Annotated in this window: 15 protein-coding genes and 6 pseudogenes; 11 read left to right on the plus strand and 10 right to left on the minus strand. The window is 58.8% G+C overall.

The window, feature by feature from the left end:
* Positions 1–57: 57 nt before the first annotated feature.
* The 4 genes and pseudogenes from AB4N76_RS01675 (at position 58) to AB4N76_RS01690 (ending at position 3551) form a co-directional block, all read left to right on the plus strand.
* Positions 58–1116: an acyltransferase family protein gene (locus tag AB4N76_RS01675; RefSeq protein WP_077431954.1), complete on the plus strand. Its 1059-nt coding sequence runs from the start codon at positions 58–60 to the stop codon at positions 1114–1116.
* Positions 1117–1243: 127 nt separating this feature from the next.
* Positions 1244–1873 (plus strand): hypothetical protein, encoded by a 630-nt coding sequence (locus tag AB4N76_RS01680; protein ID WP_046030304.1) that lies wholly within the window; start codon positions 1244–1246, stop codon positions 1871–1873.
* A gap of 18 nt (positions 1874–1891) precedes the next feature.
* Positions 1892–2550 (plus strand): annotated as a pseudogene (locus tag AB4N76_RS01685) (helix-turn-helix transcriptional regulator).
* Positions 2551–2702: 152 nt separating this feature from the next.
* Positions 2703–3551, plus strand: coding sequence for a hypothetical protein (locus AB4N76_RS01690; RefSeq protein WP_460164024.1), 849 nt, complete (start codon positions 2703–2705; stop codon positions 3549–3551).
* A gap of 132 nt (positions 3552–3683) precedes the next feature.
* Here AB4N76_RS01690 and AB4N76_RS01695 read toward each other — a convergent pair whose 3' ends face one another.
* Positions 3684–5027, minus strand: coding sequence for an MFS transporter (locus AB4N76_RS01695; RefSeq protein ID WP_046030307.1), 1344 nt, complete (start codon positions 5025–5027; stop codon positions 3684–3686).
* 130 nt (positions 5028–5157) lie between these two features.
* Between AB4N76_RS01695 and AB4N76_RS01700 the strand changes: the two genes are divergently transcribed.
* The 3 genes from AB4N76_RS01700 (at position 5158) to AB4N76_RS01710 (ending at position 8349) form a co-directional block, all read left to right on the plus strand.
* Positions 5158–6054: a LysR family transcriptional regulator gene (locus AB4N76_RS01700; protein WP_460164025.1), complete on the plus strand. Its 897-nt coding sequence runs from the start codon at positions 5158–5160 to the stop codon at positions 6052–6054.
* Positions 6055–6120: 66 nt separating this feature from the next.
* Complete coding sequence (ilvD, locus tag AB4N76_RS01705; RefSeq protein ID WP_460164026.1) at positions 6121–7803, plus strand: dihydroxy-acid dehydratase; 1683 nt, start codon at positions 6121–6123, stop codon at positions 7801–7803.
* Positions 7804–7908: 105 nt separating this feature from the next.
* Positions 7909–8349, plus strand: a complete 441-nt coding sequence (locus tag AB4N76_RS01710; protein ID WP_046030309.1) for a hypothetical protein — start codon at positions 7909–7911, stop codon at positions 8347–8349.
* A 63-nt stretch (positions 8350–8412) separates the two neighbouring features.
* Here the strand turns inward: AB4N76_RS01710 and AB4N76_RS01715 are convergent, their stop codons facing one another.
* Both AB4N76_RS01715 and AB4N76_RS01720 read right to left on the minus strand, forming a co-directional pair.
* A complete protein-coding gene (locus tag AB4N76_RS01715) occupies positions 8413–9276 on the minus strand; it encodes a methyl-accepting chemotaxis protein (protein WP_408981002.1) in 864 nt (287 codons plus the stop codon).
* Positions 9277–9318: 42 nt separating this feature from the next.
* Positions 9319–10026: pseudogene (locus AB4N76_RS01720) on the minus strand (MCP four helix bundle domain-containing protein); the annotation flags it as partial.
* 219 nt (positions 10027–10245) lie between these two features.
* Here AB4N76_RS01720 and AB4N76_RS01725 point away from each other — a divergent pair.
* Entirely contained in the window at positions 10246–11106 is an 861-nt protein-coding gene (locus AB4N76_RS01725) for a CAP domain-containing protein (RefSeq protein WP_077431952.1), read from the plus strand.
* Here the strand turns inward: AB4N76_RS01725 and AB4N76_RS01730 are convergent.
* Entirely contained in the window at positions 11024–11749 is a 726-nt protein-coding gene (locus AB4N76_RS01730) for a DUF2238 domain-containing protein (RefSeq protein ID WP_077431951.1), read from the minus strand. The two genes, AB4N76_RS01725 and AB4N76_RS01730, sit on opposite strands and share 83 nt — an antisense overlap.
* Before the next feature lie 178 nt (positions 11750–11927).
* Here AB4N76_RS01730 and AB4N76_RS01735 point away from each other — a divergent pair, with 178 nt between their 5' ends.
* Both AB4N76_RS01735 and katG read left to right on the plus strand, forming a co-directional pair.
* On the plus strand, positions 11928–12383 hold the full coding sequence (locus tag AB4N76_RS01735; protein ID WP_046030315.1) for a glycine zipper 2TM domain-containing protein: 456 nt from the start codon (positions 11928–11930) through the stop codon (positions 12381–12383).
* Between the two features lie 410 nt (positions 12384–12793).
* Positions 12794–15047, plus strand: a pseudogene (gene katG, locus AB4N76_RS01740) (catalase/peroxidase HPI).
* Positions 15048–15167: 120 nt separating this feature from the next.
* On the opposite strand, the gene AB4N76_RS01745 reads toward katG, so the two are convergent.
* The 3 genes and pseudogenes from AB4N76_RS01745 to AB4N76_RS01755 form a co-directional block, all read right to left on the minus strand.
* Positions 15168–16412 (minus strand): T6SS phospholipase effector Tle1-like catalytic domain-containing protein, encoded by a 1245-nt coding sequence (locus tag AB4N76_RS01745; RefSeq protein WP_046030581.1) that lies wholly within the window; start codon positions 16410–16412, stop codon positions 15168–15170.
* A gap of 168 nt (positions 16413–16580) precedes the next feature.
* Positions 16581–17041 (minus strand): annotated as a pseudogene (locus tag AB4N76_RS01750) (metallophosphoesterase family protein).
* Positions 17042–17075: 34 nt separating this feature from the next.
* Positions 17076–18074 carry a bile acid:sodium symporter family protein gene (locus AB4N76_RS01755; RefSeq protein WP_460164027.1) on the minus strand — a complete coding sequence of 333 codons (999 nt, stop codon included), beginning with the start codon at positions 18072–18074 and terminating at the stop codon, positions 17076–17078.
* Between the two features lie 204 nt (positions 18075–18278).
* On the opposite strand from AB4N76_RS01755, the gene AB4N76_RS01760 reads away from it, so the two are divergent.
* A complete protein-coding gene (locus AB4N76_RS01760; protein WP_460164028.1) occupies positions 18279–19583 on the plus strand; it encodes an AbrB family transcriptional regulator in 1305 nt (434 codons plus the stop codon).
* On the opposite strand, the pseudogene AB4N76_RS01765 reads toward AB4N76_RS01760, so the two are convergent.
* The 3 genes and pseudogenes from AB4N76_RS01765 to AB4N76_RS01775 form a co-directional block, all read right to left on the minus strand.
* Positions 19570–20978, minus strand: a pseudogene (locus AB4N76_RS01765) (MFS transporter). The gene AB4N76_RS01760 and the pseudogene AB4N76_RS01765 sit on opposite strands and share 14 nt — an antisense overlap.
* Before the next feature lie 842 nt (positions 20979–21820).
* Positions 21821–22027 (minus strand): co-regulatory protein PtrA N-terminal domain-containing protein, encoded by a 207-nt coding sequence (locus AB4N76_RS01770; protein WP_046030326.1) that lies wholly within the window; start codon positions 22025–22027, stop codon positions 21821–21823.
* An 83-nt stretch (positions 22028–22110) separates the two neighbouring features.
* A pseudogene (locus AB4N76_RS01775) lies at positions 22111–22753 on the minus strand (hypothetical protein).
* Positions 22754–22807: the final 54 nt, after the last annotated feature.

A 22807-nucleotide genomic window follows, 5' to 3' on the forward strand; every position in this document is an offset into this window, starting at 1 on the left:
GTTCAATCGGCAGGGAGGTCAGTTGTCAATCAGCGCCAACCCATCTGGAGCGTGTACGTGATCAAACGCCGGCTGAATGAACTGGATTTGCTGCGCTTCCTGGCAGCGCTCGCCGTGGTGTTTTTTCACTATGCTTTTCGCGGGTATGCAAAAGGCGACATGTCTGTAATGCCCTACCCGCTGTTGGCTGAGCCTGCCAAATACGGTTACTTGGGTGTCGAACTGTTTTTCATGATCAGCGGATTCGTCATTCTCATGACCGCGTCGGGCAACAATCTCAAAGCCTTTTTCATATCCCGCGCCATTCGCCTCTACCCTGCTTTCTGGGTGTGCTGCACCCTGACTTTTCTGATCACGCTGGCCATTGGGCAGCCGCGATACACCGCTGATGTTTATCAATACATTATTAACATGACGTTGCTGGGCGACTTTGTAGGTGTCGAGCCCATAGACGGCGTGTACTGGTCGCTGTTTGTAGAAATAAAGTTCTACCTGATGATCTCCATTCTCCTGGCCTTCAAGAAAATAGAAAAAATAGAAACCTGTCTTGTGTGGTGGTTGCTGATCTCTGCCGGTGCCGAAGTATTCGCCTTCGAAAAGTTGCGCTCGGTATTAATTACCGATTACGCCGCCTATTTCATAGCGGGTGCGACGTTCTTCATGATCTGGGCCAAGGGGATCACCAAAACACGAGTGCTGCTCTTGGCTGGGGCATTGGCATTGGCCTGCTTCACCGCCATCGTTTGGGCCGAATTGCTCGAAACCAAATATCCAACCGACTTCGATCCCCTGATCGTCTGCAGCATGATCATCCTGTTCTTCATGACATTCTTCCTGGTCGCAACCAACAAGACTGCAGCCGTAGGGACATTCAACTGGACGGCATTAGGCGCGCTGACTTACCCACTTTATCTACTGCATCAAATGATCGGCTTTATGATTTTCAACATTGCCTATCCGGCGATAAACCCACACCTCCTGCTCTGGGGCACTATCGCGTTGATGATCGGTGCGTCTCATGTCATCCATAAACAAATAGAAACGCCCATTGCCAGGCACATTAAAAAAGCCCTTTCATTCTCCTTCAAACGTGTCGAGGCGAATAAGCCTCGATAAAGCGCCTCCTCCACCGCAGCGCAACGACATGACCGTTGATCTGCAATTTTTGCTAACGCCCAATAAAAACATATTTTGATGCTTTAATTGATATTGTCGAACAATCCCACCTACAGAGGGTGCCGTGATGAATATCAAAACCTTGGCTTTATTGTTGTTGGCCCTGTGCGCTCAACCCGTCTGGAGCCAGACGCCCCCCGCTTCACCGCCCGCCGCCGACAGCGCGGCACTCACCACCCGTCTCGCTCTGCGGGACCTGTGGGTCGAGCATATTTTCTGGATCAGAAGCTACGCCATTGCCAATCAGGAGCACGACAAGGCACAGGCTAAAGTCGCCGCCGATCAGGTGGTCGATAACGCCACCAAAATCGCCAACAGCATCGCCCCGCTCTACGGCCAGCCCGCTGCCGATCAGTTGCTCAAGCTGCTTGCCGGTCACTGGGGCGCGGTGAAACACTACAGCGACGCCACCGTCGCCAAGGATGCCAAAGGCAAGCAGGCCGCCGTCGCTGACTTGACCAGCAACGCCAAAGCCATCGCCGCCTTCCTGGCCAAGGCCAACCCCAACTTGCCGGAGAGCACCCTGGTGACGATGCTGGCCGCCCACGGCGGGCACCATGTCAGCCAGATCGATCAAATCGCCGCGCACGACTATGCCGGCGAAGCCAGCACCTGGAACATGATGCGCACCCACATACTCGCGCTGGCCGACGCACTGACGGCGGCGCTGGTCAAACAGTTCCCGGAAAAATTCTGACCCGCGCGAGGACACCCCATGCTTGAAGGACTGGGCCGAACCCAGCAGGACTTGCTCAATGCGCTACTGCACCATGCACGCGGCATGAGCATTGACGAGCTGGCCGAGCAGTTGGCCGTCACCCGCACCGCGATTCGCCAGCACCTGGCGGCGCTGGAGGGTGCCGGCCTGGTGCTGCGCGGTGATACGCGCCCGACGGGGCGGCGTCCGGAGCAGTTGTATCAGCTCACCGACCATGCGAAGGAGCAATTCCCTCGCCAGTATCAGCTGCTGGCCAGTGTCCTGATTGACGAAGTGGCTGGCATCATCGGCCCCGAAGCCCTGGCGGCACTGATGCGCAGCATGGGTCGTAAACTGGCGCTGGACCGTGAACAGCACGTGGTGGACGAAGGCACCATCGTGCAGCACATGAATCAGGCCGGGTACGAAGCCGAGGTGATCTTTCGCAGCTCGGACGATAAGGAAATCGTCGCGCACAACTGCGTATTCCACCGCCTCGCCGCCGCGCATCCGGTGGTCTGCGAGCTGGACCTGGCCTTGATCGGCGCGTTGGGGGGGGTGAGGTCGACCATACGGAATGCATGGTTCGGGGCGGAAATGTCTGCCGGTTCAAACTGCGGCCGAGTGAGCCTCAGGAAGAGGCTGAAGCGACCACAGAACCGGAACCGACGCCTTGAATCATCGGTGAAACCCTGGCCACCGACCGGCGCCTTCAAGTAGGGGGCGTCGCCGCCGATACACCTGAAAGCGTCACGGATACGACGTACCGTGTCTGACATCGAGCGTCTCAACGCTCCTACTTGTGAGCGGTCCTCGCCAAGGAAGCACAATGATCACTGTCTCAACTTCAACGAATGCGGCGATGTCTGCCTACGCGGCGGCTGTCGATTCGAAGTCTGCCAATACCCGACAGCAGGTCGGTCAAGACGAGACGGCGCAGATCCAGACGTCAAACACTGATTCGGTGAGCCTCTCCAGCACTTCCACCGATTACAACAGCTCGATCGTCGGCAATGCGCCGTACTTCCCGGTCCGCGCGGGGATGAATGCCGATGCGCTGGTGCTCGGCGCGTCCAAGCCTGGCGCAGTCTCCAGTTCCAAGGACAAGACCTTCCCGGAAGTGGCCGCCGACGCGCGCAAGCGCATGGATGAAAAATACGCGCAGATGACCGCCAGCGGCCAGCCATACGCCAAGACGGATGAAGACCGTAATGCACTGTTTGGCGACCTGGATCGACGTTCGTTGAACGCCGTCGCCACCAATGAAGGCGGCAAGTTCACCGCTGATGAACAAGCGTCGGCCCAAGCCTTGATGCGCCAGCAAGGCCGGCTCGCCACCGGTTATTACAGTGGCCCGGCGGACCAGGAAAAAAACTGGAAAGACCCGTTCGCCAACGACCCGGTTGCCCGCGCTCATGCCGCCCTGGATTTTCTCGACAACATGAGCCCCGAAGAAAAGAACACGCCGCAATGGCTGACCCAACACCTTTCGCTGGAAGCGGCACTGAACCAGAGCGCCGGCTCGGATCCCGCCGATAAGAAGTCCGGGCATTTTCACAACCTGGCTGAAATCCTCGCGGGTGTAGTGACGGATGGCTCGGATAAAAAAACCGACGATGCCAAAACGGCCGATCCGCTTGCCCACCTTCTGGACACGCTTCAAACGCAGGTTTCCTGATCCCGCCACCACCACCCCTGGGAGCCGAGCTTGCTCGCGATGGCGGTGTATCAGTCAACATTTGTATCGACTGACACTGCGCTATCGCGAGCAAGCTCGGCTCCTACAAGGGGACTGCGGTGGATGCGCTGTTTAGGCAGCGGAGAGCTGGCGTTTGCGAGCGGGCAACGCGATGACTAACGCCAGCACGATCAACCCCGTCGCCAGCGCAAACGTGACACGCATGCCATTGCCTGCAAACACCGCGCCCATCACCGAAGCGCCCGTGATCAACCCCAGATTGCGCGACAGGCTGAGCAACCCGGCGATCACGCCCCGCTGATCGGTACTGACACCGCTCATGATCAACGTATTGTTGGCCGCCTGAAACAGCGCATAACTGGCGGTGATGACTGCGATGGGCGCGACATAGCCGGGAATACCGAAACCAGTCGGCATAATCGACAACACCCCCGCACCCAATGCCATGAATGTCAGCCCAAACACCGTCATGCGCTGCGCGCCAAAACGGTCCACCAGACGACCGGCCGGCACTCCGGCCAGCGCCGCCACCAGTGGGCCGACCGACAACGTAAGCCCGACCAGCGCCGCCTTCAGCCCCAGCGTGCCCGACAGATAAAACGGCCCGACCACCAGCGTCGCCATCATCACCGTCGACACCAGCACGCTCATGACCAGGCTCGCACTCAACCGGCGATCCTGGAACAGCGCCAGCCTGATCAAGGGCGATGACGCTTTCGCTTCGACGAACAGGAAAAACCCGGCACCCACCACCGCAACCAGCAGCAACACCAGGTTGAGCGAACCCCAATCGCCCAACGTCATGGCCAGCGCATACGCGCCGAGCGTCAGCGCCAACAGCAGCGTCCCCGGCAAATCGAAACCACCTGGCCGGGCGACTGAACGATCCGCCGGTAAACAGCGATAGGCGAGCACGAAATTCAGAACGCCCACCGGCACATTGACCAAAAAAATCGCCTGCCAGCCAACCCCGGAAATCAACATGCCCCCCAGTGCCGGACCGAGCGTGGTACCGATCGCCGACATCGTACCGAGCAAGCCCATGGCGCTGCCGGTCTGCGCCTTCGGCACCGTGTCCGCGACAAACGCCACGGTGAGCGCCAACATGACGGCTGCACCGAGGCCTTGCACCGCGCGGGCCGCGACCAGCCAGCCCAATGAAGGTGCGAGCCCGCAGGCGAGCGAGGCCAGGGTAAAAATCGCGATCCCGCTCAACAGCAAGCGCTTGCGCCCGACAAGGTCACCGAGCCGTCCGGCACTGACGATTAATGTGGTGATCGCCAGCAAGTACGCGAGCACGATCCACTGGACCTGCGCAAACGTTGCGTCAAAGGCGTGAGCCAATGTCGGTAATCCGGCATTGGCGATGCTGGTGTCGAGTGAAGGCATCAACATCGACAGCGAAAGACTGGCGAGTGCCCAACGGGCCGATCCTGATTGCGTGATGAGTTTCATTGCCTGGCCACTGAATCAAAAGTTGGTCTCCAGCGTATGGCCGGACGTGGCATGGCGGAAGACGCACGGCTTGCACTTGATACCTGCACGCAACGCCACATCACTGCAAAGTCGTGCTAGCGTTCACCCCATGACTACTCCTGATCTGAACCTGCTGATTACCCTCGATGCCCTGCTCACCGAAGGCAGCGTCGCGGGCGCCGCCCGACGCTTGCGCCTGAGTCCATCGGCCATGAGCCGTGCGTTGGCGCGATTGCGTGAAACCACTGGCGACCCGCTATTGGTGCGCGCCGGACGCGGCCTGGTGCCGACACCCCGCGCACTCGAACTGCGCGAACAGGTGAGTCAACTGGTGCTGCACGCCGAGGCGGTGCTGCGCCCTGCCGAGCAACTCGACCTCAAACACCTGGTGCGCACATTCACCCTGCGCACCAGCGATGGCTTCGTCGAGAACTTCGGGCCGGCTCTTATCGCCCGCATCAGCGAGCAAGCACCCGACGTGCGTCTGCATTTTGTGCAGAAACTCAATCAGGACCGCACGCTGCTGCGCGATGGCACCGTCGATCTGGAAACTGGCGTGGTGGACGACACCACCAGCCCCGAAGTGCGCACCCGCGCGTTGTTTCAGGATCGCTTCATCGGAGTGGTACGCGTCGGGCACGGGTTGAGCGAGGGCGAGATCACCCCCGCCCGTTACGCGTCCGGCCGGCACATTCTGGTTTCGCGACGCGGGCGGGATAAAGGGCCGATGGATGACGCCTTGAAATCACTGGGGCTTGAGCGAGACATCGTCACCATCGTCGGCGGGTTTTCCGCCGCGCTGGCCCTGGCCCGCGCCTCGGATCTGATCGCTGCCGTACCCGAACGGCACACGCAAAACCTGCGCACCGGACTGCACAGTTTCCCGCTGCCGGTGGCCACTCCAGCGATCACGGTTTCCATGCTCTGGCACCCGCGAATGGACGCGGACTCGGCGCATCGGTGGTTGCGCGAATGTGTGCGTGAAGTGTGTGCAACGGTGGACTGATTTTTGCGGCAGCCGGGTCTAGACTTCAATCCTTGCCGATACGGTCTGCTGATGTGAGCCAACGCCATGAGCGACAACGACGATCTGCGCAAATACTCTTCCCAAGTCATCGACGGCGTCGAAGCCGCTCCCGCACGCGCCATGCTGCGCGCCGTGGGTTTTACCGATGAGGATTTCAAGAAACCACAGATCGGCATCGCCTCCACTTGGGCGATGGTCACGCCGTGCAACATGCATATCGACAAACTCGCCCTGGAAGCCGAAAAAGGCGCGAACGCGGCGGGTGCCAAAGGCGTCATTTTCAATACCATCACCATCTCCGACGGCATCGCCAACGGCACCGAAGGCATGAAGTATTCGCTGGTGTCGCGCGAGGTGATCGCCGATTCGATTGAGGTGGTGGTCGGTTGTGAGGGCTTTGACGGCCTGGTGACCGTCGGCGGTTGTGACAAGAACATGCCGGGCTGCCTGATTGGCATGGCGCGGCTGAATCGGCCGTCGATTTTCGTCTATGGCGGCACCATTCGCCTGGGCGCCGGCCACACCGACATCATTTCGGTGTTCGAGGCCGTGGGTCAGCACGCACGGGGCGATATCAGCGAGATTCAGGTCAAGCAGATTGAAGAAGTGGCGATCCCCGGCCCCGGCTCCTGCGGCGGCATGTACACGGCCAACACCATGGCGTCGGCCATTGAAGCGCTCGGTATGAGCCTGCCCGGTTCCAGCTCCCAGGAAGCGGTCGGCATCGACAAGGCGTCAGACAGCTTTCGCGCCGGTCAGCAGGTCATGGAATTGCTCAAGCTGGACCTCAAGCCGCGCGACATCATGACCCGCAAAGCCTTTGAAAATGCGATCCGCGTGGTCATCGCCCTCGCCGGCTCGACCAATGCCGTGCTGCACCTGTTGGCCATGGCCAATGCCGTGGATGTCGAACTGACGCTGGACGACTTCGTCGAGCTGGGCAAGGTGTCCCCGGTGGTGGCGGACCTGCGCCCCAGCGGCAAATACATGATGAGCGAACTGGTCGCCATTGGCGGCATCCAGCCACTGATGAAACGCATGCTCGCCGCCGGCATGCTGCATGGCGACGTGCTGACGGTCACCGGAAAAACCCTGGCGGAAAACCTCGAAAACGTTGCCGACTACCCCGAAGGCCAGGACGTGATTCTGCCCTTCGACAAACCGATCAAAAAGGACTCGCACCTGGTGATACTGCACGGCAACCTCTCGCCCACCGGCGCCGTGGCCAAGATCACCGGCAAGGAAGGCCTGCGCTTTGAAGGGACGGCCCGCGTCTATCACGGTGAAGAAGGTGCGCTGGCCGGCATCCTCAATGGGGAGGTCAAGGCCGGCGACGTCATCGTGATCCGTTACGAAGGGCCAAAAGGTGGCCCGGGCATGCGCGAAATGCTCTCGCCCACGTCTGCGGTGATGGGCAAGGGATTGGGCAAGGACGTCGCGCTGATTACCGATGGCCGTTTTTCCGGCGGCTCGCACGGTTTTGTGGTCGGGCATATCACACCGGAAGCGTTTGAAGGCGGGCCAATCGCGCTGATTGAAGACGGCGACCGGATCACCATCGACGCCGAAACCCGGCAGATCACCGTCGACGTGACCGACGCGGTATTGGCCGAGCGCAAGACCCGCTGGGTCCGCCCGGAATCCAAGTACAAACGCGGTGTGCTGGCCAAATATGCGAAGACCGTGTCCAGTGCCTCGGAAGGCGCGGTGACGGATAAGTACCTCTAAAACATCAGAGGACCAAACGTCTGAAGAACACCTGGATGTGTATAGGCGACTAAAATTTATAGGGGGATCACTTCAGCACGCCTTTGTAAGGCAGGAGGTTTTACGATGAAAATCGTATCTTCGCTGGCGTTGATGGTCGCGGCTGGCTGCATCTCGGTGGCTGTAGCAACCCCGCAGCAGATCGACGCCGTTCCCTTGAACGCAACTACTTACAATGCCGGACATATCGCTCAGGCCGTTCTAACCCCCTTGAACACTGGTGAGACGGAACTCTCATTGTTCGTGGGTGGTGTACCCGATAGCACTTTAGTTCCGGCGCACTTGTATACCTATGTCTACTCGGGAAGCTGTGCCCGGCATGAGCCGAAACCGGCCTATTCACTCAACCAGGTCGTGACTGACAACTTCAACGAAACAGAGGGAATCCAACTCCAGAAGACTGTGCCTCTGCCATACGAAACACTGCGCTCCGGCCATTACTCGCTGGTGGTGCGAGATAGCCCGGCCGATGGCAATCACGATATTTTCTGCGGTGAACTTATCTAAGAACCTCTCCTCCCGCTTCCACGCAAAAGCGTGGGAGCGGGAAGACGTAACGACCAGATGCTGTCAGAGCCGAAACCGATCCACCGATTGCGACAGTTTGCCCGCCAGGCTCGACAGTTCATCGGTAGTCGAGGCGGTCTGGCCGATGACCTTGCTGTTGCCCTCCGACATACCGGCGATCATGTCCACCTGATGGGCAATTTCGTTGCTGGCCAGGCTTTGCTCGCCGATGGTGCGGGTAATGTCGTTGACCAGTTGCGTGGTACTCAGCGTCGCACTGAGGATTTCACGGATGGCGCGCTCAACGTCGGCCGTCACGGCCATGCCTTTGTCCACCTGTGCCACGCCCGCCTCCATGCTGGTCACCGCCTCGCGGGTGCTTTGCTGGATGCGCGAGACCATGCTGGCAATTTCCTGGGTGGAGGCGCTGGTGCGTCCGGCGAGGCTACGCACTTCGTCGGCGACCACGGCAAAACCACGGCCCTGCTCACCGGCGCGCGCCGCCTCGATGGCGGCGTTCAAGGCCAGCAGGTTGGTCTGGTCGGCGATGCCCTTGATCACCTGAATGATGCTGAAAATCCCTTCGGACTCCTTGTCCAGCGTGCGAATCACCTGGGCCGATTGCTGCGCGGAACGGGCGATGCCGTCCATGTCTGCGACGACCTGATGGATCACCCGACCACCATCCTTGGCCAGTGATTCAGCCTGATTGGCCATGTCCAGCGCGCGTTCGGCGTGGCGGGTGATTTCCTCGATGCTCGCGGTCATTTCGCTGGCGGCGGCGGCCATGGTGCTGGCGGCGGCGCTTTGCTGCTGGCTGCTGTCGGCGACCTGATGGCAACCGCTGCTCAATTGATCGCTCATGCCGCTCACGCCGTGAGCGTTGCTGCGCACCACTTCGATCATGCCGCGCAAGTCGCGCTGCATCGTGGCGAGGCTGCGAATCAGGGTGCTGGCTTCGTCTTTTTGCGTCGGCTCGACAATCGGTTCGCTGAGGTTGCCATGGGCGATGCTGATGGCGATACGATTAGCGGTCTGCAAAGGCCCCATGATGCTCAGCATCACCCAGCGTCCCTGAATAAGCAGCAACACCAGGCTGGCGATGAGCACGACGCCGAGGGTGAAGTTGGCGCTCTGGATCGCTTGCTGGGTATTTTGGCTGGTCTGTTGCGTGTTGGTTTCGATCAGCTCGCTGAGGGCCGCCATCTGATCTTCCAGTTGGCTGAACGCGGCATTGAAGGTGCCCAGTTCTTTCTGCGCGGCTTCGGGGTTTTCCAATGCCAGGCCAACGATGCGCTCTGCCGCAGCGATGTAGGTGTCCAGACTCGGCTTGACCTTGTTCAGGGCAACCTTGAGGGTGTCGTTGACCGGCAACTTGAGGTTTTCACCCAGCACTTCGCGAAAATGCGTCGTGTGTTCTTCGATTGAACTGTGCACCTCGACCTTGCTGCTGGTGCTTTTGCCCAGGCCGACCAGCATCGCCGACAACACATCGGCGCGCAGGGCGTCATGCATCATGTCGGCTTCGAGGTGATTGCGCAGCGCGGTCATGCTGACCTCGCTCTCATTCACCGCTTCGGCCATCTGCGTGTTACCTACGTAACTGACCAGACTCACGATCAGCGCGGTGAGCAAGCTGGTGCCAATCAACAACAGTAATCGCAGTTTTATCGACACAGTGCAGCCCTCTGTTGGCTAGTCGGTTTTGTGAAAATGCTATCGACCGCTGCAGCCACTTGTTTAACAGTGGCTCGGTACTTTTGACCTTTTTCGACATGCGGTAGGTAAAACGCGCTTTTCTGCCCCCTTCCCTCCTGAACCTAGTGTTCAGTCGCCAGTCTTACAGGCGCCGTAAATTCTCATTTTCGTCATTATCTCCTCAGAGCTGTCCGCCCCATGCACCCCACCGTCCTCGCCTTGCGCTGCGCCTCGCTGTGTTGTTTACCTGTGCTTGCTCTAATGGCCACCCCTGCCCATGCCAGCGGCGAACGCCAACTGGTGGCCGCGATCAACGATTACCGTGCCCATCCGCAACGTTGCGACAGGCGCCCAGCACAACGCCTGGCGCCGCTGGCGCTGAACTCGAACCTGGCGCTGCCCATCGGCTATGGCGGTGGTTTGCGCGATCGGCTGAAGGCTTCCGGCTATTCGGCGGTCACGGTTCGAAGCATTCGGGTGGTCGGTGCGCAGGATGCCGATGAAGCCTTTGACAGGTTGCAAGACGATTACTGCGGTGCGCTGCTGGACGGCCAGTACGCGGACATCGGCGTCAGTCGCAGCCGATCGCAATGGCAAGTGGTGCTGGCGCAACCGGTACTCGACCGTCAGGTCGGCGACTCGCGAACCGTCGGCAAGGCACTGTTGGCACAAGTCAACGCGGCACGGGCCAAACCGCGGATGTGTGGCGCTCAGCGCTTCGCCGCCGCACGGCCGCTGAGCTGGAACACCGCCTTGGGCGCCGCCGCCCAAGGGCACAGCAAGGCCATGGCCTACGGCAACTACTTTGCGCACCGAGACCCCGACGGTGATATGCCCGCCGACCGGGCTCGGGCCGCCGGCTTTCGCGGCAGGCAGACCGGCGAAAACATCGCCGCCGGGCAAAGTTCACCGAGCAAGGCGATGTCAGGATGGCTGGCCAGTCCCGGGCATTGCGCGAATCTGATGAACCCGATATTTACTCAGGTCGGCGCGGGTTATGCGGCAGATGCCCGCAGTGATGAAGGGGTGTATTGGACGATGCTGTTTGGGGCGCCTTGATCGGGTGACTTGAACGCTGTTTCTTTACCTTGAAAAGGAACATCACCAGCAAACTGACAAAGGCGCCGGTCACCGCCAGCGCCATGTCTTTCTGTGAATCCCACGGATCGTTTTGAGCACCAATGAAGGCGCGGGACGTGTCGTCGCCCAGATAGGCCCCGCCAATCCACTCCACCAATTCGTAGATGGCTGACGTCGACAGCATGATGTTCATCGCCACGAACAGCAGCCAAATGCCCCGCAATGGGGTCAGCCGCAGCAGCACTTCTCGCACGGGATAGACCAAAAACAACCCGTAGCTCAAATGGACCAGCCGATCAAAATGGTTGCGATGCAGGCCAAGGGCTTTGTTGAGGCTGAACCCGGCCAGGTCCGCACACCAACGGTCGTAGGGCACTTCGGCGTAGGTGTAGTGAGAACCCAATTCGTGAATACACAGGAAAACGAAAATCAGGGTGACGGACACCGCAGACAAACGAAACCAGTAAGAGGCCGCCACCAAGGTGCCCACGAGCAACAGCACCAACAGGTTTTCCAGCGCCCAATCAACCCGACTGTGCGGCGAAAAGCCCAGCACCACGACGATTGAAACAAACACCAAAAGCAGCGTCAGGTCGTATCGCGCATAGGGTTTTGGCTGCATGGCGTGGGCTCCTGGGTGACAAACATCAGATCAATTCAACGTAAAACCGGTTCAAGCACAGCGACAAAAGGCAGGACTCCTGAACACCAATGGGCTTAAAAGCGTGTGCTAGGCTTTTGCACTAACGTGAGGTGATGCGTTTGGATACACACCCCTTCCTGAAAGCTGGAGCTCAATGATGAAAACCACTGTTTCCTGGATAACGATCACACTGATGAGCCTTGTGCTTAGCGCCTGCGCCGCCGTTGGAGCCGGGAGCGGAGGCGCGGGTGAAATGGAAATTCGCTCGGGCAAGATTGAGCAGATCACCCTCACGCAGATGCAAACCAATCATGACAGTGGTGTCGGCGCCATTCTTGGCGGGATCGCCGGTGTCGGCCTTGGCAGTTTGATCGGGCATGGCACAGGACGGGACGTGGCGATGGTGGCCGGCGCGCTCGCGGGTGCGGCAGGCGGCAACTACGCGGAGAAGAAAAAATATGACCAGCCTCAGGAAGCTCAACAGATCATCGTGCGCACAAAAAGTGGTGTGCTGGTGTCGGTGACCCAGCCGATCAATCCTGGACTGAACAAAGGCATGAACGTTTATATCGAAGGCACTGGAAACGAAGCTCGGGTGGTGCCGCAGGGCTAAGTAAAAATGAGGGGATGGATTTTTTGTTTATCAATAGATCCGTCTCCTTCCAAGGGCCTCTAAACCCAGACAATCTCAAAGGCCCCAATAAAAGCTTTTGCCTATCAGCCCCGAATACTCCACCTATTAGCTGACTTGCAGATAGGCGTCTAACCTTATCCCAGCGCTGGCGTGAGCCGGCCGGTTTTGAGCTGATAAGGAGACAGGAATGAGTCAGAAACATGACTAAGCCTGCCGTGGGCCACCGTGATTGCACCTCGTTCTGCGCTGTACCGATGCCCGTGTGATCAAAACAATCAGTGAATCGAACTGCTGGCCCAGCAGCCTGTGTCATTGCTTTCGCTCGTCGCTATTTCGAGCCCACAACGGGCCGGGTAGCCCGGATGAACACGACCAAAGGTAGCTCGCACATGGCAAATGAATCGAAATGCCCGTTTAACCACGCCGCCGGTGGTGGCACGAAGAACCGCGATTGGTGGCCGAACCAACTGAACCTGAACATCCTGCACCAGCATTCGTCTCTGTCCGATCCCTCGGACGAGGGTTTCAACTACACCGAAGCGTACAAAAAACTGGATTTTGCAGCGGTCAAACGAGACCTCACGGCGTTGATGACCGATTCGCAAGACTGGTGGCCAGCGGACTTTGGTCACTATGGGCCACTCTTCATTCGCATGGCCTGGCACGCCGCCGGAACCTATCGCACCGGTGACGGCCGGGGTGGGGCCGGCTCCGGTCAGCAACGCTTTGCACCGCTCAACAGCTGGCCGGACAACGTCAGCCTCGACAAGGCACGACGGTTGCTCTGGCCGATCAAGCAAAAATATGGGCGCAACATTTCCTGGGCTGACCTGATCGTGCTGACCGGCAATGTGGCGCTGGAGTCGATGGGCTTCAAGACCTTTGGTTTCTCCGGTGGTCGTCCGGACGTTTGGGAACCGGACGAAGACGTTTACTGGGGCTCCGAAAACAAATGGCTGGGCGGCGATATCCGCTACGGCAAAGAAACCAGCCTATGCAAGAGCCCGGCGAAGGTCCGCTGGTTGCTGAGCCTGGGAAAAACGAGGAGAGCCGCACCGAGCAGGGCCGAAATCTGGAAAACCCACTCGCCGCCGTGCAAATGGGCCTCATCTACGTCAACCCCGAGGGCCCTGAAGGCAATCCGGATCCTGTCGCTGCAGGCACGGACATCCGTGAAACCTTCGCCCGCATGGCGATGAACGACGAAGAAACCGTGGCGCTGATCGCTGGCGGCCACGCGTTCGGTAAAACCCACGGCGCCGGACCTGCCGACAATGTCGGTGCCGAGCCCGAAGCCGCTGGTCTCGAACAGCAAGGCTTTGGCTGGAAGAACAGCTTTGGCACCGGCAAAGGCGCGGACACCATCACCAGCGGGCTGGAAGTGACCTGGACCACCACGCCAACAAAATGGAGCAACAACTACCTGGAAAACCTGTTCGGCTTCGAGTGGGAACTAAGCAAAGCCCAGCCGGGGCGCACCAGTGGGTCGCAAAAAACGGCGCCGGTGCCGGTACCATTCCGGATGCCCACGACCCGTCCAAACGGCGCAATCCCACCATGCTGACCACGGACCTGTCCCTGCGCTTCGACCCGATCTATGAGCCGATTTCCCGACGCTTCCTGGCCAATCCCGATCAACTGGCCGACGCCTTCGCCCGCGCCTGGTTCAAGCTGATCCACCGCGACATGGGCCCCCTCTCCCGCTACCTCGGCCCGGAAATGCCCAACGAAGTACTGCTGTGGCAAGACCCCATCCCGGCGGTCGATCATGCCTTGGTCAGCGACAGCGACGTCGCTGCACTCAAGGGCAAAATCCTTGCTTCCGGCCTGTCGGTCTCGCAGCTGGTATCGACTGCCTGGGCAGCCGCTTCCACCTTCCGCGGCTCCGACAAACGCGGCGGTGCCAACGGCGGACGCCTGCGCCTGGCCCCGCAAAAATTCTGGCAAGCCAACCAGCCAGAACAATTGGCGAACGTCCTGGCGAAACTCGAAAGCATCCAGAGCGAGTTCAACAGCGGCGGCAAGAAAGTCTCGCTGGCCGACCTGATCGTATTGGCGGGTAACGCGGGCGTCGAACAAGCGGCGAAAAATGCCGGTCACAGCGTGACGGTTCCGTTCACGCCGGGGCGGATGGACGCGTCGCAAGAGCAAACGGACGTGGAATCCTTCGGCTTCCTCGAACCGATTGCCGATGGCTTCCGCAACTACCTGAAAACCCGCTACCGCGTACCGGCCGAGCAACTGTTGATCGACAAGGCGCAACTGCTGACGCTCACCGCTCCGCAAATGACCGCGCTGATCGGTGGTCTGCGAGTGCTGAACACCAACGTCGGACAAACCCGCCACGGCGTCTTCACCCAACAACCGGAAGCGCTGACCAACGACTTCTTCACCAACCTGCTGGACATGAGCGTGGAATGGAAACCCACCTCCGAGGCCGCTGAAGAGTTCGAAGGACGCGATCGCAAATCCGGTGCAGTGAAGTGGACCGGGACGCGTGTTGACCTGGTCTTTGGGTCGAATGCGCAATTGCGGGCACTGGCCGAGGTGTATGCGAGCAGTGATGCGAAGGAGAAATTTGTTAAGGACTTTGTGGCGGCCTGGACCAAGGTGATGAACCTGGATCGGTTTGATGTGAAGTGACGGGGTAAACCGTCAGGCCTTGAATGAACCACCCCGCCCCGATCAAACGGGTCGGGGTGGCTTTTAAAGGCTTACTCTTTCTGGACGTCGGCGCGTCATATCACGACTTGGGCTCTGATCCTATAACCCACGCGGAGCAAGGTCCGGAGCGTCGAAAACCTGATCAATCAGTGCTGGATCAATGCACAGCAGGTTTTCAGGCTCGTATTTCAGCTGATCTCCCCACGGCTGGCCGGTGGTCAACGATCCGTTCAGGCGCACCATCACGGATTCATGCACCCAGACTTTCTGCCCGGGCTCAGGCTGGGGAATCTCTCGCGCTCTGGGTTTGCCGAATGGCGGCATCGAGCCAAACTTGAGCGTTCGAGTGTGAGTTTTGGGGTCCCACCTCAAGCGCGGCACCCACTCCGCAATCATCCACCATCGGGACAGCGATTGGTGGGCTTGTGCCAGCGGATCCGCTACCGGGCAGGTCTTGGGATGGAGTTCGCCACGACACGATGCATCATCGATGTTCAACCCGGCCTCCAGGCTCTCCCCAATCATCCAGCGCAAGGCAATCAGGGCAAGCTGCGATTCTTCCAACGGGTAGCCGCCACCGACATCGCAATGCACGCCGGCGAACCACACCTGTTTCAGGTCCGCGGCCTTGGCGACATTCCATAGGTTCTGGCGGAAAAAACAGCGTCGCTCGTCAATGGACACCGCATGACGGATGGTGCGTACGCTTGGATTGTTTGCGGTATAGGGAACGACCAACGGGTCATACACCCAACCCACTGAACTCACGGTGTCGAACAACCCGAGAAAGTAGACATCGACATCCTGGGAAAAGGATTCCTTGAACTGCGTCATCAAGGAAAAATCCGGTCGCTTGTCCGCGGTCAGGCGCCACCAGAAATAGCTCCACGGCCGCTTTAGGGAAGGTTCGGGCGCACCTTTTTCGGAACGTGTTCGTGTGGTCAGTAATGACCAGGCAAAGTCCAGTTGTTGAGCCTGGTGGGCCGGTAGCAGCCCAAGCGTATGAATCATGGCTGCCAGGACCCGGGCAGCATAGGAACCTCGGGAAAAACCATAGATGAAAATCTGATCGCCTTCCTGATAGTTCTCCATGAGAAAACGGTAGGCATTGAGCACGTTACGCTTGATCCCCCAACCAAACGCCAGCCCGGCAATTCGCGACGGTACCTTCTCCCATTCGAACAGGGTTTCACTTAACCCGAACGTGCCCACACCCTGATCGTAATAGCTCAGAAGCTCACTGCTGTTCTTGGGTAATGACCGAAACACCCGGAGCACATTGGTGGGTTTGTCACAGAAGCGGTTGTTCGTTCCATCGATACAGAGAATCAGTTGGCGCGCCATGATCTGTGTGCTCTCCGCAATCTTGTTGCCCGGCAAAGTGGGGTTCCCGCGCTTCCTGTCGGCAAGCGAGGGACGGTGTGGCCCCACATCCGTGTCGTGACAACTGCTGCGGTAAATCGTGGAGGGCTATCCAAGGCATAGCAGAGTTAATGGCGCTTAGCCATAAAGCTAGCTCAATAACGAGACCATGCGCGGTTCAATTGAAGCCTCCAACACCTCAACCAACGCCAGCGTCACCGGCAACTTGGAAACGCCGCCGCCCCGCGCTGCCGGGATTGAGGAACAGCTGATCGCCGCGCCATTCGATGCATGGCTTGTGCGAGGTGCCCGGTGATCACCAGTTTGATGCCGGCATCGAGCGCGGCCGGGACATCGGCGATGTCATGCACCAGCAAAGTGCCCCAACCCTTCAGGTCGAAACGCAGAAGATCATCCAGATGCGCGGCCCAAGGCGCGCCCACGTCGTTGTTGCCGCGCACGACATGCAGTGGAGCAATAGACGCCAGTTGATCGAGGATGTCCGGGCTGCCGATGTCGCCCGCGTGAATGATCCGCTCGCACCCTTCCAGGGCCGCAAGGGCTTCGGGGCGGAGCAAACCGTGGGTATCGGAAATCACGCCAACCTTCATGCATCGCTCCCGTTGAGGTCGGGGTCTGACGCGATCAAGGATCTACTTGCGCCATCAGTTCAGCAACCGATTCCTGGCGATTGGCGTAGCGCTGGGCCAGCACCGCACAGACCATCAGCTGAATTTGATGGAACAACATCAACGGCAGGATCAACACGCCGATGGTGCTGCCGGCGAACAGCACCTGCGCCATCGGCACACCGGTGGCCAGACTCTTCTTCGAGCCGCAGAACAGAATGGTAATGCGGTCTTCCATGTTGAAACCAAAGGCTTTGCCGAGCACCGTGGAGGCCACCAATACCAGCCCCAGCAACACGCAGCAGGCCACCACCAGCCCGGCCAGTTCCCACAGCGGGATCTGGTGCCAGATGCCCTCGTTCACGGCTTCGCTGAATGCGCCGAAAACCACTAAAAGTATCGAACCCTGATCCACAAACTTCAGCCAGCTTTTGTTGCGTCCGACCCAGGCACCGATCCAGCGGCGTGCGATCTGCCCGGCAATGAACGGCAGCAGCAGTTGCACGCTGATCTTCACAATCGCATCGAGGGTCGAGCCGCCATCGCCCTGCACATTCAGCAGCAGCGTCACCAGCAGTGGTGTGAGGAAGATCCCGAACAGACTGGACGCCGCCGCACTGCAAATCGCCGCCGGAATATTGCCGCGCGCCAGCGAGGTAAAGGCAATGGCCGACTGCACCGTCGCAGGCAGTGCGCAGAGGTACAACATGCCCATGTACAGATCATCACCGATCAGTGGCGACAGCACCGGTTTGAGCGCCAGACCGAGCAGCGGGAACACCACAAAGGTCAGGCTGAACACCAGCAAATGCAGGCGCCAATGCCCGGCCCCGGCAATGATCGACTCGCGTGACAGTTTGGCGCCATGCAGAAAAAACAGCAGGGCGATGGCGACGTTGGTCAGCCACCCAAAGCCCACCGCCACCTGACCGCTGGCGGGCAACACGCTGGCCAGCAGCACGACGCCAATCAGGGTCAAGGTGAAGTTGTCGGGTAAGAAACGGGGACGCGTCATCAGGATCATCCAGGTTTGCCAGGAACGTGATGACGACTCTAACGCGCCTGATGATTACCGACTAACGCTAGTAAGCCAGGAGATGTCGCCTAAAGGACATGACTGATGAGTCAACCATCGTTCTTGACGCCTCATGCGGTTAGGTGGGAAACGTGGCTGGCCCGGATGGACGTATCGGGCTCACTCACGAATCAAGGACGGCTCATGAAAACCCTGTTGTATTTGCTGATCGCCGCCGGCGTCGGCACCGCGCTGCAACACGCTGGTATCCCTCATGGCCTGTTATTGGGCTCGATACTCGCAACCGCCGTCATCGCCAGCCGTTTTCGATTCTCTCCCACCGTGCGTTTCAGCCTCGGCTACGTGCAACTCGTGTTGGGGATCGCGACGGGCCTGATGTTCACCGCGTGGGACAGCCAGACAGTCGCCGCCATGTTGCCCAGCCTGGGCTTGATGCTGTTGTGCCTGGTGGTGCAAAGCACCGTGGCCGGTTTCTCGTTGCTCAAGGTCGCCGGCTGGAACCGCAAGGACACCCTCCTCGCCGTCTACCCCGGCGCCCTCGCCGCCGTGTTCGACTTGCTGGAGTCCGAACGAGCGTCCAGCAAAGTGATCGTCGTGCATCTGGTTCGACTGCTGTCCATCACCCTCCTCGTCAGCTTTTGTATTCCCGGGCAGACCCACCTGGCGATTGCCCAGAGCAGCCCGCTGGACATGAGCATGGCGTTGACCCTGCTGTCGCTGATCGCCATGTGTTTGTTGCTCGGGCGTTTGCTCTTGAACGTCGGCGTGCCGGCGCCGTTCATGCTCACGGCCATCGTCCTCACGGGCGTCTACGTCAAGCTGGGCTACCTCCACGGATTCCAGATGCCCGCCTGGAGTGTCGACTCGGCGGCGGTCCTGCTTGGTGTGTTGATTGGCTCGAAATTCAAGGACATCAGCCTCGCGCAGCTATGGCACCATCGGCCGCGCCGGACTGATGTCCGTCGCCTTGATGTTGCTGATCGCCGCGGCGTTCGCCGGGGTGGCGGGTCGGGTGCTGGGCAGCGACCCCTTGTCGTTGTGGCTGGCGTACATGCCGGGCGCTGTCGAGACCATCGCCATCGTCGCCTTCAGTGGCGGGCTGAACGTCGTGTTCATCCTCACTCACCACCTGATGCGCATGGTCGTGTTGCACTTCGCCCCCGCATTGATCGTGCAGGCCCGGCGCTGGCGGGAAGATGTTTGATCAGGGGTCGCAGGAAAGGATTGAGCGGGAGAGATCGTGGCCAGTGCACCAATCAGAATGGTCAACACCAGAAATCCACCGAGGAAGAGTGCCATCTTGCCCATTGGGGCCTCCTGAATTGTGAGGTTGCTGCGTGCCTTCATTCTGAGCCCGCAACTGAGCGCATTACAGATTCAGATTCCTCAGAAAAATACGGATCAGATTTGATCCTGCAAACGAAAAGCCCCGCCCCACTCACGTGGACGGGCTTTCTATTGCATCAATCGCCGCTTACAGATCGGTGATTTCCTTATGGCGTGGCACCAGCGTTTTCATCACGCTCCAGGCCACCAGATAGGCCAGCGAACAGATGGCGAACATGATCATGTAGCCGGTGTGAATATCGTTGATCGATTTGTAGTAGTCGAACACGTAACCACCCACCTTCGTCATCACGACACCGCCCAAACCACCCGCCATGCCGCCAATGCCGACCACGGAAGCGATGGTTTTTTGCGGGAACATAGTCGGACACGGTCGTGAAGATGTTGCACGACCACGCCTGGTGAGCCGACGCGCCAACACCGATCAGCAGCACCGGCACCCAGAAGCTGATGTAACCGAATGGCTGCGCCAGCAGCACCACCAACGGGAACAGCGCGATCACCAGCATGGCTTTCATGCGGCCGTCATACGGCTTGTCGCCGCGCGCGCCATGAAGTAGCTCGGGAACCAGCCCCCGCCGATGCTGCCGACCATGGTCATGTTGTACAACACGGCCAGTGGCAACACGATGTCCGCGCCCTTCATGCCGTATTGCGCCGACAGATAGGTCGGCAGCCAGAACAGGAAGAACCACCACACGCCGTCGGTCATGAACTTGCCGAAAGCAAAGGCCCAGGTCTGACGGTAGGTCAGCAACTTGAACCACGATACTTTTTTAGCCGCGACACCCTTCACTTCAGGCGTAGCCACTTGCACCCCTTCATCGCTGCGGATATAAGCCAGTTCCTCAGCCGACAGACGCTTTTGCTGATCTGGCTTCTCGTAAAGTGCGATCCAGACGGCGACCCAGACGAAGCCCAACATACCGATCACGATAAACGCGGCTTCCCAGCCCCAAATGCCGGCAATCAGCGGCACGCAGATCGGTGCCAGGACTGCGCCCACGTTGGCGCCGGAGTTGAAGATGCCGGTGGCGAAAGAACGTTCCTTCTTTCGGGAAGTATTCGGCGGTGGCCTTGATCGCAATCGGGAAGTTACCCGCTTCACCAATCGCCAGCACAGCGCGCGACAGCATGAAACCCGCAATCGAAACCGGAATGACCGCCAGGCCGAGTGCACTGCTCAGCGCACCGATGCCCTCACCCATTGGCACCGCAAAGGCGTGCATGACCGCGCCCGTGGACCAGATACCAATCGCGAACATATAAGCTTTCTTTGGCGCCGATCTTGTCGACGAAGCGGCCGGCAAACAGCATGGAAATCGCGTACACGAACTGGAAAACCGCGGCAATGTTGGCGTAATCAGTGTTACTCCAACCAAACTGCGTCGACAGTTGCGGCGCCAACAGACTCAGTACCTGACGGTCCAGGTAATTGACGGTGGTGGCGAAAAACAACAGTGCACAGATCGTCCAGCGATATTTGCCGACCGTTTGGCCGACGCGTTGCGCATTGATGGGCTCGTTCAGATTCATGGCATCACTTTATTATTGGATTATGGTGATGATCTCTCGGTTTCAAGCGAGATCAGTGTGTCGTAAAGCATCGCCAAAACGCGAGAAATCCGCGTCGAGGCGGGTCAGGTTCAGCCGTAACTTTCGATTAACTCGAATGCTGTACCCCGCCGCCGGTGCATCTTTTTACGGCTGGAGGTAGACGTGTCGCGAGTGCTGGCAGGGGTTTGACGGGGCAGTCGCCTGCAATCACAGCCGATTGCGCGGGCGCGCAAGCAGACAGGATCGGGCCAGAAGAAGCGACGTAGAGGGGGCTGAGTACGCCAGATGAATCTGGCATGATGAGGGCCGACACGCTTTTTTATTTTTAGGATGAACAGTCGATGTCTCGTCTGTCGTCGTACAACTGCGCCTTTTATAGCGAGATTGAGGTTGGGCTGTCAATCTGAAAGATGGCCGTTGGTCTGGGTGACGGGGTTGCGATAAAATTTGCGGATGGGTACAGACGGCGCTAGCTGCAGGAGTGTTGGCGTTTTGGCGTTACGGGTGTTGATGGCAGGTTGTGGGGAATTCGAAACAAAATCTCGTTGTACGACGACCAATATCCCCGCACAGGACGGCGGAATGGCGACTCTTCAATCCGTTTTGAGTACTCCAGGAAGGAGCTTTTCCAAAGTCAGCACCTTTCACCATGACGCTTTGTCTTTGCGACATTGCTGAAATGTAAAGCCCCGCCCCTGTAAAAGGGAGCGGGGCTTTTTACTGCTCACCACGCTGGAACAACGCCCTCGCTCACCCTTGTAGATCTACTTGATCCAACATTAGGTTTACCGACAGCCCTGCCCGGGAACGCGCTACACAGATCAGCTGTTGGTGCGATCGGTCGCCTTGGCTTTGCTTTGAGCTACAGCGGCTTCAGCCTTCTGTTTCTGCGCAACCTGGAAGGCTTCCATCGACACTTTCCGGGCCGACTCCATGCGTGTGAAGGTTCGGTCACCGCCACCTGTGGCCATCGCCAGGGAAGAAGCGGTCAAAGCGGCGACTACGAAGAGAGCTTTCATAGATTTCATTTGGGTATCCTCACGTGAGATTTTATTAACGGTTAACAACGGAATTCATTTGTTAAAGCTGAACTTGCTTATTCAACCGGGCTTCACCATCCAGCCAGGGCGGTGCTTCTGGCGCCCCAGGCGCCTTGCTCCATGCGCTCTTGAGCGTCTCTGTTTTTTGCCCAGGCAGTGAGCAGCACCATCATTCCAAATCCACCGACGATGAGAACCGGATAGGCTGCCAGCAACTCCACCAGCGAGTACTTCCAGGCCAGCGGACGACCAACACCCAGCATGGCGGCATAGAACCACGACACGCCAGAGAGGGCGCCGGAGAACAGCGCCAGCATCCGCAAGCTAAAGGAGAGTTTTCAGCAACGAACCGGCTTTTTTCAGGGCCGGCAATACAGCGCTATGCAAGAGGAAACCGTTAAAGGTCAACAGCACAACTATCCCGATCTTGGCTTGCAATTTTGGATTGAGGAAATATTCCATTCCCTTGCCGGCATAATCTATCCCGACAATACCAATGCCCGTAATCCACAGAGCGACAAGTGCAAGCACTACGGTCTTTTGAAGACTTTCCATATGCGCGTCATCATGGTGACTCCGACACATCCCCTTGAGGAGTTGCTTGACCATTGCAATGTCACTGGTCAACACCAGCCCGATTGCTACGCAGCAAGCGATAAGATGGAAATACACAACACCCAAACGCACATATTCCACGGTGGACGAAGAAAGCATGACTAAGTTCCATGGTGACCTCTTGACTTCAATAGTGAATCAACATAACTCACG

The organism is Pseudomonas sp. S2_F03, assembly GCF_054668335.1.